Origin of the sequence: Streptomyces triticisoli (assembly GCF_003270085.1) — a bacterium.
GTDB lineage: Bacteria > Actinomycetota > Actinomycetes > Streptomycetales > Streptomycetaceae > Streptomyces > Streptomyces triticisoli.
Map to the genome: position 1 here is coordinate 1 of NZ_QFDQ01000034.1, position 12,458 is coordinate 12,458.

The window sequence follows — 12,458 nt, forward strand, 5'->3', positions numbered from 1 at the left end:
TGATGTGGGCGGTGGCTCCTGGCCGTCCGTCGGGTCCGGGCGGGAGGGCGTGGCTCCGCGTCCTGCCCCCGAGGCCTCCCGGGTCGGCGGTGACGTGCACGGTGATCCTGGAGCTTCTGTGGGGTTCGGGCGGGTGGTTCCGGGTTCTGTCTCCGATGGGTCCCGGGTCGGCGGTGATGTGGGCGGTGGCTCCTGGCCGTCCGTCGGGTCCGGGCGGGAGGGCGTGGCTCCGCGTCCTGCCCCCGAGGCCTCCCGGGCCGGCGGTGACGTGCACGGTGGCCCGGGGGTTTCCGCGGGGTCCGAGCGCGTGGCTCCGCGGCCCGGTTCCGATGGTCGTGCCGCGGCTTCCGCGGGGACGGCGTGGGGCGGCGTGCCCTCGCGGGCCGGCGGGGAGGTGCACGGGGCGGCGGGCCGGCTGCCCGCGTTCGGTGCGGTGCCTGATCCCGCGCTGTCCTGGGGTGCCGCCATGGCGCCGGGCGAGGGGTACGGCGAGCGAGGGCGGACCCGGGTGGGCGGGGTGCGGCCGCGGATCGCCGTGGCAGCGGTCTGTGTCGTGCTGGGGCTCGGGCTCATCGGCGGTGCCGTGACCGGGAGTTGGCTCATCGGAGAGCCGGGCGGGACAGGCGGAGCCAGTGGCTTCGCCGCCGCCGGCGCCCTGTGGCACAGCGTCCCCGTCGACCAGCTCTTCCCGCCCACCGTGAAGGGCCGCGGCGCCGGCCCCGGCGGAGCCGACCGCACCTGGACCCGCGTCGCCGTCGCACCCGACAGCGGCTGCGCGGACGCCTTCGATCCGCTGCTGCGCAAGACCCTCGCCCCCGTCGGCTGTGCCCGCCTGCTGCGCGCCACCTACACCGACGCCACCCAGAGCTACGTCACCACCGTCGGACTGCTCTTCACCACGGCCGACGCCACCGCCATGAACTCCCTCGCCACCCGCTTCAAGAACGAGCAACTCACCCGTCGCACCGACCTCATACCCCGCCCGTACGCCGCCGAGGGCACCGTCGCCGCGGCCTTCGGCGACAAGCAGCGCGCCTCCTGGACCGTCTCCGTGCTGACCGAGGCCCCCGTGGTCGTCTACGCCGTCTCCGGCTGGGCCGACGGCCGGACGGCCGACGATCCGCAGCCCGCCGCCGACGCGACGGCGAGCGGCGCCACCACGGCCCCCGCCCAGGCGGGCCTCGGCAACGAGGCCCAGGGCCTGGCCGACCGGATCGAACGGGGCCTGCGCCGGACCGTCAAGTCGGCCACGGAGAAGCCGTCGTGAAAAACATCGTGAAAACCGCCGTGTCCCCCAGCACCCGCAGAGCCGGCACCCTGAGTCTCCTCCTCGCCGCCTGTCTCGCCCTCGTGCCCCCCACCGCCGCCCACGCCGACGGCATCCGCGCCCAGCAGTGGGGCCTGGACGCCCTGCACACCCAGGAGGCCTGGCGCACCACCAAGGGCAAGGGCATCACCGTCGCCGTCCTGGACACCGGCGTCGAGGCCGACCACCCCGACCTGGTCGGCAACGTCCTGCCCGGCAAGGACATGATCGGCTTCGGCGCGCGGCCCGGCGACCGCGCCTGGGCCCGCCACGGCACCGCCATGGCCGGCATCATCGCCGGTCACGGCCACGGCCCCGGCAACGCCGACGGCGTCCTGGGCATCGCCCCGGAGGCGAAGATCCTGCCCGTCCGCGTGATCCTCGAGGACCGCGACTCCGCCCGCACCAAGGCCCGCACCACCCGCGGCAACGCCCTCGCCGACGGCATCCGCTGGGCCGCCGACCAGGGCGCCGACGTCATCAACCTCTCCCTCGGCGACGACTCGGCCTCCGCCCACCCCGAGCCCACCGAGGACGAGGCCGTCCAGTACGCGCTGAGCAAGGGCTCCGTCGTCGTGGCCTCGGCCGGCAACGGCGGCGAGAAGGGCGACAACATCTCCTACCCGGCCGCCTACCCGGGCGTGATCGCCGTGACCGCCGTGGACCGCTACGGCACCCGCGCCCCCTTCTCCACCCGCCGCTGGTACGCCACGGTCAGCGCGCCCGGCGTGGACGTCGTCATCGCCGATCCCGACCACAAGTACTACGAAGGCTGGGGCACGAGCGCGGCCTCCGCCTTCGTCTCCGGCGCCGTCGCCCTCGTCAAGGCCGCCCACCCGGGTCTCACTCCCGCCCAGATCAAGAAGCTCCTGCGGGACACCGCCCGCAACGCCCCCGTCGGCGGCCGCGACGACTCCCGCGGCTTCGGCCTCGTCGACCCCGCCGCCGCCATCAAGGCCGCCGCCCGCCTGGAGCCGGAGGGCCTGCGGGCGGCGTCCTACGGCGACGAGTACTTCGGCCCCGGCCCCGACTCGGCCCCGTCGGACGACACCGCCCTCGACTGGGCCGGCCCCCTCGCCGGCAGCGTCGGGGGAGTGCTGCTGGTCGTGGCGGTCGTCCTGTGGCGCGGGCGCCGCGAGACCGAGGACGGCCTTCAGTCCCGTAGCCCCGGCGGCTTCCCGCCTCGCGGGCCCGGCGACTTCTAGTCCCGCCGCGACGCGCTCCCGCGAAACGCGGCCACCGCCTCCCGCGCCGCCACCTCCACCAGGGCGATGCCCCGCTCCTTCGTCGCGCTGCCGTTCGACAGCGCGGCCACCAGGTAGTCGTGGCCGCCGGCCGTCACACGGCCGATGCTGTTGACCACCCACAGCCCGGTCGTGCCGCGCGGCAGCCAGCCGTTCTTCAAGGCCCACGCGGAGCCGTCGGCCGCGGCCGACACCCCCCAGTCCTGCCCCTCGGCGATCCGGCCCATCAGCGTGCGGAGATACGCCCGCGAAGCCGCGCCCAGCCGCGAGTCGTCGCCGAACACCTGCCGCAGCAAGGTGAGTTGGTCGGCGGCCGTGGTCCGGGTCAGCCCCCACAGCGTGCCGTCGCCACCGACGGTGTCCCGGAGCCCGAACCGCGCGTTCGCCGCGTCCAGCCCGTCCGCCCCGCCGATGCTCCGCCACAGCGCCGACGCCGAGTCGTTGTCACTGTGCTCGATCATGGCGGTGGCGTGCGTCCGCTCCCGCGCCGTCAGCCGCCGCCCCGCGTCCTCGGCCTGGAGCAGCAGCGCCGCCAGGATGTCGACCTTGACGATGCTCGCCGTCTCGTACACGCCGTCGCCGTACCCGGCGCTCCGTCCGGAGCCGACACCGCACACCGCCACCGACACCGCCTCCACCGCCGCCTCCCTGAGAACACCGTCCACCCTGCCGATAGGGTCGGGGACCGTGGCCAAGAAGAACATCCCCACCTCCCCCTTCTCCGACGACGACGGCTCCGCCGACCCCCGGCTGAGCGCGGCGCTCGCCGCCTGGGCCGAGGACCGCACCGCCGTGGGACCCGTGCTCGAGGCGCTCAAGGGCGCCCGGCTGCTCGTCCCCGTCGTGGCCATCCTCGGCGAGGTGGAGGAGGACGAGAACGGGCTGCGCCGCGAGAAGACCAGTGACATGGCCGTACCCACCCTGAAGGCCGGCCACCGCACAGCCCTGCCCGCCTTCACCTCCACCGACTCCCTGGCCCGCTGGGACCCGGAGGCCCGCCCCGTCGCCGTACCCCTGCACCAGGCCCTCCAGGCCGCCGCGCACGAGAAGGCGGACACCGTGGTGCTGGACATGGCCGGACCGGTGCCGTTCGAGCTGACCGGGCCCGCGCTGCTCGCCCTCGCCGAGGGCCGGACGACGACGGACCCGCTGGCCGACCCGGCCGTCGTCACCGCCGTCCGGGAGGCCGTCGCCGCCGAGCCCGCCGTGCTGCGCGCCCACCTCGGACCGGGCCGGGCCGACGGCACCCTCGCCCTCGTCCTCGACCCGTCCGCCACCGCCGCCCCCGCCGAGGCCGTCCGCGCGGTAGCCGAGCGGCTCGCCGCCAGCGACACACTGAGGGCCCGCCTGGTGCACGGCCTCGACCTGGCACTGCTGCCGGCCGGGGCCACGCCGCCGGGCGAGCCCTTGTACGTGAAGGAGTGAACGAAAGGGGGGTGGACGGAAGAAGGGACGCGGACGGGGGAGCAGGTCAGCCGTAGACCGGCCCGGTGTACTTCTCGCCCGGGCCCTGGCCCGGCTCGTCCGGGACGACCGACGCCTCACGGAACGCCAGCTGCAGCGACTTCAGACCGTCCCGCAGCGGAGCCGAGTGGAAGGAGCTGATCTCGGTCACGCTCGCGTCCAGCAGCCCGGCGAGCGCGGTCACCAGCTTGCGCGCCTCGTCCAGGTCCTTGTACTTGTCGCCCTCCTCGGTCAGACCGAGCTTCACGGCGGCGGCGCTCATCAGGTTGACGGCGACCGTCACGATCACCTCGACCGCCGGAACCTCGGCGATGTCGCGGGTCATGGCGTCGAAGTCGGGGGTCTCGGGGCTCTCCGAGCTCTCGGAGGGGGTCTCACTCATGCCCCACACGATAGGGGCAGGACGGATGTCCGCCCCACCAAGCCCCATGCGGTCCCGATTGGCCCTCCCCACCCGTTGCTGCTAACCTTGTGTGACGACCGGTCGGGCCCGCATGTCGGTACGACGCACGAGTCCGGCCCACAAGTGGAGGCTTCGAACTCCCACCTGACCGCTCTCCGGGGCGGCGGGTCACCGGTCAGGCGGTCCCGCCCTCAGTGGTGGCGATCCGCCCGAAAGTGCGCCCCGCGGCCCTCGCGGCGGTAGCTCCGGTAGTTCGAGGAGCCCCGCCTGTGATCGTCCGGGGCATTTTTACTGCTTCGGCGCGGTTAGGTCTAACGAATCACAGACGTACGCGGCTGTCCGCCAGACCGTCGCGTGGTGCTACCGAGGAGGATCCATCAGCGCCGAGCCCCGCATCAACGACCGGATTCGCGTTCCCGAGGTGCGACTTGTCGGTCCCAGTGGCGAGCAGGTCGGCATCGTGCCGCTTGCGAAGGCACTGGAGCTTGCGCAGGAGTACGACCTGGACCTGGTCGAGGTCGCGGCGAACGCCCGTCCGCCCGTGTGCAAGCTCATGGACTACGGGAAGTTCAAGTACGAGTCGGCCATGAAGGCCCGTGAGGCGCGCAAGAACCAGGCGCACACGGTCATCAAGGAGATGAAGCTCCGGCCGAAGATCGACCCGCACGACTACGACACCAAGAAGGGTCACGTCGTCCGGTTCCTCAAGCAGGGCGACAAGGTCAAGATCACGATTATGTTCCGTGGTCGCGAGCAGTCCCGGCCCGAGCTGGGCTACCGGTTGCTGCAGCGGCTCGCGGAGGACGTCCAGGACCTCGGTTTCGTGGAGTCGAACCCGAAGCAGGACGGCCGCAACATGATCATGGTTCTCGGTCCGCACAAGAAGAAGACCGAGGCGATGGCCGAGGCCCGCCAGGCGCAGGAGGCCCGCAAGGCCGAGCGCCAGGGTCGTGGCGCGGCGGCCTCCGAGGAGGAGGCAGCGTCCGAGGAGCCTGCCGAGGCGTGATCCCGGGACGCGAGTCCCAGGATGCAACCGATACAAGAGCGACGCTCCACCGTGCCCGGTTTTCGGACCGGGCACCGGAGCGCCACCCAGAGGAGAGAACGGCGCTATGCCGAAGAACAAGACGCACAGCGGTGCCAAGAAGCGCTTCAAGATCACCGGCACCGGCAAGGTGCTCCGTGAGCGCGCCGGCAAGCGCCACCTGCTCGAGCACAAGTCGTCCCGTGTGACGCGTCGCCTCACCGGCAACGCCGAGATGGCCCCGGGCGACGCCAAGAAGATCAAGAAGCTTCTCGGCAAGTGACGCGGCGGCGCGTGATCCGCTGATCCAGCGCGCCGAACGTCAGGACCGGGACCCATTCGTTTCCGGGCCGTGCGAGCACCACCACGGCCCCGCTACAAGGAGTTAATCAAGTGGCACGCGTCAAGCGGGCAGTCAACGCCCACAAGAAGCGCCGGGCGATCCTCGAGCAGGCCTCCGGCTACCGCGGTCAGCGCTCGCGTCTGTACCGCAAGGCCAAGGAGCAGGTCACCCACTCGCTGGTCTACAACTACAACGACCGCAAGAAGCGCAAGGGCGACTTCCGTCAGCTGTGGATCCAGCGCATCAACGCCGCCGCCCGCGCCAACGGCATGACGTACAACCGCTTCATCCAGGGTCTGAAGGCCGCGAACGTCGAGGTCGACCGCAAGATCCTGGCCGAGCTGGCCGTCAACGACGCGAACGCGTTCGCCGCGCTCGTCGAGGTCGCGCAGAAGGCTCTGCCGAGCGACGTCAACGCGCCCAAGGCCGCGTGATCGCCGCGCCGGCCTGAAGCCGACGACTTTACGGACCCGTGGGCTGTCCTGGCCTGCGGGTCCGTGGTGTCTCACGGTGCGGTCGGTACGGCACCTCCCCCACTGCCCCAGGAGCGTGGGGGGACCCCCCATCCCGCCGTCGTGGTTGATCGCCGCCGCGGCGGACATCGAGTTGCTGTGGTTGATGAGGCCGCTGCCGCGGCGGAAAGTTTCTAGCGAAGGTGAAGCCTCCCATGCCCCCCGCCATCCCCGACCTCATCTCCCCCCGCTCGTCCCGTGTCCTGGCCGCGCGGCGGCTGGCCAAGCGGAACTTCCGGGGGAAGGAGCGGCTGTTCCTCGCCGAGGGGCCGCAGGCCGTGCGGGAGGCGGCGGCGCACCGGGCGGCGGACGGCGGCGCCACCCTCGTCGAGCTGTTCGCGACGGTCGAGGCGGCCGAGCGGTACGCCGAGATCGTGGGCGAGGCCCGCGACGCCGGCGCCCGGATCCACCTCGCCGCCGACGGTGTCATCGCGGACATCGCCACCACCGTCACCCCGCAGGGGCTCGTCGGGATCTGCCGGTTCCTCGACACGCCGTTCGAAAAGATCCTCGCCGCCCGGCCCCGCCTGGTCGCAGTCCTCGCCCACGTACGCGACCCCGGCAACGCCGGCACCGTACTGCGCTGCGCGGATGCCGCCGGAGCGGACGCGGTCGTCCTCACGGACGCCTCCGTCGACCTCTACAACCCCAAGGCCGTACGGGCCTCCGTCGGCTCGCTGTTCCACCTGCCCGTCGCCGTCGGCGTCCCCGTCGAGCAGGCCGTCGGCGGCCTCAAGGACGCGGGCGTACGCATCCTCGCCGCGGACGGCGCGGGCGAGCAGGACCTCGACGACGAGCTCGACAAGGGCACCATGGGCGGCCCCACCGCCTGGGTGTTCGGCAACGAGGCCTGGGGTCTGCCCGACCACACCCGCGCCCTCGCCGACGCCGTCGTACGCGTCCCCATCCACGGAAAGGCCGAGAGTCTGAACCTCGCGAGCGCCGCCGCCGTATGTCTCTACGCGTCGGCCCGCGCACAGCGCGCCCGCGGAGGGTCCCGCTCCGTCACGCAGAGCGAGGAGAGCTAGTAGTGTGACCGGCTCGGGGGCCCTCTGCACCGGCTGAGAGGTGGGGTACGGGGATGAGTGTCGGCACGAGCAGCACACCGGGCACGCGCGGGGCGCGGCGTCCGCCCGCGCCCCGGCACGGTGAGCCGGCCGCACTCGGCGTCGACCCCGACGACCTGCCCGACGGCCTGGTCGTCGCCGACGAGCACGGGCGCGTCATCTGCTTCAACACCGCCGCCGCCCGGATCACCGCCGTCCCCGCCGAGGACGCCCTCGGACGGCCCCTGGAGAAGGCGCTGCCGTTAGAGGACCTGGAGGGGCGGCGCTGGTGGCAGCTGACCGACCCCTACGGCGGCCTGGCTATCCGCGTCGGCCAGCCCGAGCGCAACCTCCTGCTGCACGGCGGCCGGGAGGTCCTCGTCTCGGCGAAGTATGTCCGCACCCGCCCCACCGGGCCGGTCCACCGCGTCGTCGTCACCCTCCGCGACACCGAGGCCCGCCGCCGCACCGAGCGCAGCCACGCCGAGCTGATCGCCACCGTGGCGCACGAACTGCGCTCGCCGCTGACCTCCGTCAAGGGCTTCACCGCCACCCTGCTCGCCAAGTGGGAGAGGTTCACCGACGACCAGAAACGGCTGATGCTGGAGACCGTCGACGCCGACGCCGACCGCGTCACCCGGCTCATCGCCGAGCTGCTCGACATATCCCGCATCGACTCCGGCCGGCTCGAGGTGCGCCGCCAGATCGTCGACATCGGAGCCGCGGTCGGCCGGCACGTCCAGGCGTACGTCTCCGCGGGCCAGCCCGCCGACCGGTTCCTGGTCCGCATCGAGCAGCCGCTGCCCGAACTGTGGGCCGACCCGGACAAGATCGACCAGGTGCTGAGCAACCTCATCGAAAATGCCGTGCGGCACGGCGAGGGAACTGTCACCATCGACGTCATGCCCGCGCCGTCCCCCCGCGAAGGGGAAACCGCCGGGACCATCGAGAACACCGCCACGTCGGTCACGGTGCGCGACGAGGGGCCCGGCATCCCGGAGGAGTCCATGAACCGTGTCTTCACCCGCTTCTGGCGGGGCAGCAGGCGCGGCGGCACGGGCCTCGGGCTCTACATCGTCAAGGGCATCGTCGAGGCCCACGGCGGCACCATCACGGTCGGCCGCGCCCCCGGCGGCGGCGCGGAAATCCGATTTACGTTGCCCGTGGGCACCCCGGCACACCTGCTCTGAGCGACCTGCCGAGGACCCACGGGCGCATTCGCTTTCCCCAGCCCCGTTAGACTCGGCCAATGGCACCTTTGCGTCCAGTTCCGTAGACGAACGAGATTGTCCGCGGACCGTAGACGGGGCACCCCAGCCAATCGGAAGCACGGGAAGAGATGTCGGCACCCAATAAGTCGTACGACCCTGTCGAGGTCGAGGCGTTGAAACCGGAAGAGATCGAGCGCATGCGGGACGAGGCGCTCGCCGCCTTCACCGACGCGGCCTCCCTCGACGCGCTCCACGAGGCCAAGGTCGCCCACACCGGCCCCGCCTCCCCGCTGGCTCTCGCCAACCGCGAGATCGGCGCCCTGCCCCCGCACGCCAAGGCCGACGCCGGCAAACGCGTCGGCATGGCCCGCGGCGCGGTCAACAAGGCGCTCGCCGCCCGCCAGGTCGAACTGGAGGCCGAGCGGGACGCCCGCGTGCTGGTCGAGGAGGACGTCGACGTCACGCTGCCGTACGACCGTGTCCCGGCCGGTGCCCGCCACCCGCTGACCACGCTCTCGGAGCGCATCGAGGACATCTTCGTGGCCATGGGCTACGAGGTCGCCGAGGGCCCCGAGGCCGAGGCCGAGTGGTTCAACTTCGACGCCCTCAACATCGGCCCGGACCACCCGGCCCGCGGCGAGCACGACACGTTCTTCGTGCAGGGCCCCAAGGGCGGCACCGAGTCCGGCGTCGTACTGCGCACCCACACCTCGCCCGTGCAGATCCGCTCCCTGCTCGACCGCGACCTGCCGGTCTACGTGATCTGCCCCGGCCGCGTGTACCGCACCGACGAGCTGGACGCCACCCACACCCCCGTCTTCAACCAGGTGGAACTGCTCGCCGTGGACGAGGGCCTGACCATGGCCGACCTCAAGGGCACCCTGGACCACATGGTCCAGTCCCTGTTCGGCCGGGGCATGAAGACCCGGCTGCGGCCGAACTTCTTCCCCTTCACCGAGCCGTCCGCCGAGATGGACATGGTGTGCTACGTCTGCCGCGGCGAGTCCGTCGGCAACCCCGACCGGCCCTGCCGCACCTGCTCCTCCGAGGGCTGGATCGAGCTCGGCGGCTGCGGCATGGTCAACCCGCGGGTGCTCACCGCCTGCGGCGTCGACCCGGAGAAGTACAGCGGCTTCGCCTTCGGGTTCGGCATCGAGCGGATGCTGATGTTCCGCCACAACGTCGAAGACATGCGAGACATGGTCGAAGGTGACGTCCGGTTCACCCGGCCGTTCGGGATGGAGATCTGATGCGGGTCCCGCTTTCCTGGCTGCGGGAGTACGTCGACCTGCCGGCGACTGAGACCGGCCGCGACGTCCAGGCCAAGCTCATTTCGGCCGGTCTGGAGGTCGAGACCGTCGACCAGCTCGGCGCCGACCTCAAGGGGCCGCTCGTCGTCGGCCAGGTGCTGACCATCGAGGAGCTGGAGGGCTTCAGGAAGCCGATCCGCTTCTGCACCGTCGACGTCGGGCAGGCCAACGGCACCGGCGAGCCGCAGGAGGTCGTCTGCGGCGCCCGCAACTTCGCCGCCGGCGACAAGGTCGTCGTGGTCCTCCCGGGCGCCGTGCTGCCCGGCGGCTTCGCGATCAGCGCCCGCAAGACCTACGGCAAGACCTCCCACGGCATGATCTGCTCCAGCGACGAGCTGGGCATGGGCGACGACGGCAGCCAGGGCATCATCGTGCTGCCCCCGGAGACGGAGGTCGGCAAGGACGCGATCGAGTTCCTGGAGCTGGTCGACGAGGTCCTCGACATCGCCGTCACCGCCGACCGCGGCGACTGCCTGTCCATCCGCGGCGTCGCCCGCGAGACCGCCATCGCCTACGGCCTGCCGCTGCGCGACCCGGCCCTGCTCGACGTCCCCGCCGCGAACGCCTTCGGCTACCCGGTGCGGATCGACGAGCCGCTCGGCTGCGACCGCTTCACCGCCCGCACAGTCTCCGGTCTCGACCCCGAGGCGCGCTCCCCGATCTGGCTGCAGCGCCGCCTGCAGAAGGCCGGCATGCGCCCGATCTCGCTCGCCGTCGACATCACCAACTACGTGATGCTGGAGCTGGGCCAGCCGCTGCACGCCTACGACCGCGCCCGCGTCCAGGGCACGATCGGCGTGCGCCGGGCCGAGGAGGGCGAGAAGTTCACCACCCTCGACGGCGTCAAGCGCACCCTGCACGCCGAGGACCTGGTCATCACCGACGAGCGCGGCCCCATCGGCCTCGCGGGCGTCATGGGCGGCGCCGACACCGAGATCGACGACACCGAGGGCACCACCACCGAGGTCGTCATCGAGGCCGCCCACTTCGACCAGATCTCCATCGCGCGCACCGCCCGCCGCCACAAGCTGACCTCCGAGGCCTCCCGCCGCTTCGAGCGGGGCGTCGACCCGCAGGCCGCCGCAGCAGCGGCCCAGCGCACGGTGGACCTGCTGGTCCTCCTCGCGGGCGGTACGGCCGACGCCGGCGTCACCGAGGTGGTCACCCCCTCCGAGCCGCGCACCCTCACCGTCCCGGCCGACCACCCGGACAAGGTCGCGGGCGTCGCCTACGGCCGCGAGACCGTGGTCCGCCGGCTGCAGGAGATCGGCTGCAGCGTCGTGGGAAACACTGCCGCGTGGGACGCGTCGTTGAGGGGCGGTGGTCGGGAGCCGGGCGGGAAGGACGAGCTGATCGTCACTGTTCCGTCCTGGCGGCCCGACCTGGCCGAACCCAACGACCTGGCCGAAGAGGTCATCCGCCTGGAGGGCTACGAGAACCTGCCCTCCACGCTGCCCAAGCCCCCCTCGGGCCGCGGGCTGACCCACCGGCAGCGGCTGCACCGCCGGGTCGGCCGGGCCCTGGCCGGCGCGGGCTACGTCGAGACACCGACGTACCCGTTCCTCGCCGAGCAGGTCTTCGACCAGCTCGGCCTGGACGCCGACGACCCCGCCCGCCGCGTGGTCAAGCTGGTCAACCCGCTCAGCGACGAGGAGCCCGCGCTGCGGACGACGCTGCTGCCGGGACTGCTCGGCGCGCTGCGCCGCAACGACGGCCGCGGCAGCCACGACCTCGCCCTGTTCGAGACCGGCCTCGTCTTCTACCCGAGCGAGGAGCAGCGGACCGCCGTCCGGCTGCCCGTCGACCGGCGTCCCACCGACGAGGAGATCGCCGAGCTGACCGCCGTGCTGCCCGAGCAGCCGCGCCACGTGGCCGCCGTCCTCGCCGGCGCCCGCGAGCAGACCGGCTGGTGGGGCAAGGGCCGCCCGGCCGACTGGGCCGACGCCGTCGAGGCCGCCCGGACCGTCGCCCGCGAGGCCGGAGCCGAACTGACCGTCCGCAAGGGCCAGTACGGGCCGTGGCATCCGGGCCGCTGCGCCGACCTCACGGTCGCAGTGGAGGGCACCGAGCGGATCGTGGGTCACGCGGGCGAGCTGCACCCGCGCGTGGTCAAGGCGCTCGGGCTGCCCGAGCGCACCTGCGCGATGGAGCTGAACCTCGACCTGCTGGAGCAGGTCGGCGACGACACCCCGCAGGCGCCGGGCATCTCCACCTTCCCGGTCGCCACGCAGGACGTCGCCCTCGTCGTCGACACGCCGGTCCCGGCCGCCGACGTCGAGGCCGCGCTGCGCGAGGGCGCCGGTGAACTCCTGGAGTCCATCCGGCTGTTCGACCTCTACGAGAACGCCGAGCAGCTCGGCGAGGGCCGCAAGTCCCTGGCCTACGCGCTGCGCTTCCGCGCGCCCGACCGGACACTGACGGTCGACGAGGCGTCGGCGGCCCGCGACGCGGCGGTGGCGCTGGCCGCCGAGCGCACGGGGGCGGTTCTGCGGAGCTAGCTGGTTGAAGCGCGGGGGGCTGCAGGTTCGTTGTCGGTTGGGGGTAGTCGACGGCTGGTCGCGCAGTTCCCCGCGCCCCCAAAGGGGCGCGGGGAAC

General features: G+C 72.6%; 12 protein-coding genes. 10 read left to right on the forward strand and 2 right to left on the reverse strand.

All coding sequences use genetic code 11. The features are described 5' to 3' along the window. The first annotated feature begins 466 nt into the window (after nt 1–466). On the forward strand, nt 467–1,267 hold the full coding sequence (locus tag DEP02_RS07135) for a hypothetical protein (RefSeq protein WP_112466499.1): 801 nt from the start codon (nt 467–469) through the stop codon (nt 1,265–1,267). Between the two features lie 20 nt (nt 1,268–1,287). Continuing rightward, nucleotides 1,288–2,511 (forward strand): type VII secretion-associated serine protease mycosin, encoded by a 1,224-nt coding sequence (gene mycP / locus DEP02_RS07140; protein WP_112466500.1) that lies wholly within the window; start codon nt 1,288–1,290, stop codon nt 2,509–2,511. Here mycP and DEP02_RS07145 read toward each other — a convergent pair. Beyond that, nucleotides 2,508–3,254, reverse strand: coding sequence for a serine hydrolase (locus DEP02_RS07145; RefSeq protein WP_112466502.1), 747 nt, complete (start codon nt 3,252–3,254; stop codon nt 2,508–2,510). The two genes, mycP and DEP02_RS07145, sit on opposite strands and share 4 nt — an antisense overlap. On the opposite strand from DEP02_RS07145, the gene DEP02_RS07150 reads away from it, so the two are divergent. Then, nucleotides 3,238–3,975: an SseB family protein gene (locus DEP02_RS07150; protein ID WP_112466501.1), complete on the forward strand. Its 738-nt coding sequence runs from the start codon at nt 3,238–3,240 to the stop codon at nt 3,973–3,975. The two genes, DEP02_RS07145 and DEP02_RS07150, sit on opposite strands and share 17 nt — an antisense overlap. Before the next feature lie 46 nt (nt 3,976–4,021). On the opposite strand, the gene DEP02_RS07155 is transcribed toward DEP02_RS07150, so the two are convergent. Next, complete coding sequence (locus tag DEP02_RS07155) at nt 4,022–4,396, reverse strand: DUF1844 domain-containing protein (RefSeq protein WP_112466493.1); 375 nt, start codon at nt 4,394–4,396, stop codon at nt 4,022–4,024. Between the two features lie 397 nt (nt 4,397–4,793). Here DEP02_RS07155 and infC point away from each other — a divergent pair, with 397 nt between their 5' ends. The 7 genes from infC to pheT all read left to right on the forward strand — a co-directional run bounded on the left by infC (nt 4,794) and on the right by pheT (nt 12,361). Continuing rightward, complete coding sequence (gene infC / locus DEP02_RS07165) at nt 4,794–5,423, forward strand: translation initiation factor IF-3 (RefSeq protein ID WP_112466494.1); 630 nt, start codon at nt 4,794–4,796, stop codon at nt 5,421–5,423. A 106-nt stretch (nt 5,424–5,529) separates the two neighbouring features. Continuing rightward, nucleotides 5,530–5,724, forward strand: coding sequence for a 50S ribosomal protein L35 (gene rpmI, locus DEP02_RS07170; RefSeq protein ID WP_112466495.1), 195 nt, complete (start codon nt 5,530–5,532; stop codon nt 5,722–5,724). Between the two features lie 110 nt (nt 5,725–5,834). Further along, nucleotides 5,835–6,218 carry a 50S ribosomal protein L20 gene (rplT, locus tag DEP02_RS07175; RefSeq protein WP_030381833.1) on the forward strand — a complete coding sequence of 128 codons (384 nt, stop codon included), beginning with the start codon at nt 5,835–5,837 and terminating at the stop codon, nt 6,216–6,218. A gap of 233 nt (nt 6,219–6,451) precedes the next feature. After that, the gene (locus DEP02_RS07180; protein ID WP_112466496.1) at nt 6,452–7,324 is read left to right on the forward strand and encodes a TrmH family RNA methyltransferase; all 873 of its coding nucleotides are present in this window, start codon (nt 6,452–6,454) and stop codon (nt 7,322–7,324) included. Nucleotides 7,325–7,377: 53 nt separating this feature from the next. Further along, nucleotides 7,378–8,532: a sensor histidine kinase gene (locus DEP02_RS07185; protein WP_112466497.1), complete on the forward strand. Its 1,155-nt coding sequence runs from the start codon at nt 7,378–7,380 to the stop codon at nt 8,530–8,532. Nucleotides 8,533–8,681: 149 nt separating this feature from the next. Beyond that, nucleotides 8,682–9,803, forward strand: coding sequence for a phenylalanine--tRNA ligase subunit alpha (pheS, locus tag DEP02_RS07190; protein ID WP_198668329.1), 1,122 nt, complete (start codon nt 8,682–8,684; stop codon nt 9,801–9,803). Continuing rightward, nucleotides 9,803–12,361 (forward strand): phenylalanine--tRNA ligase subunit beta, encoded by a 2,559-nt coding sequence (gene pheT, locus DEP02_RS07195; protein ID WP_112466498.1) that lies wholly within the window; start codon nt 9,803–9,805, stop codon nt 12,359–12,361. Before pheS ends, pheT begins: the two co-directional genes overlap by 1 nt. Nucleotides 12,362–12,458: the final 97 nt, after the last annotated feature.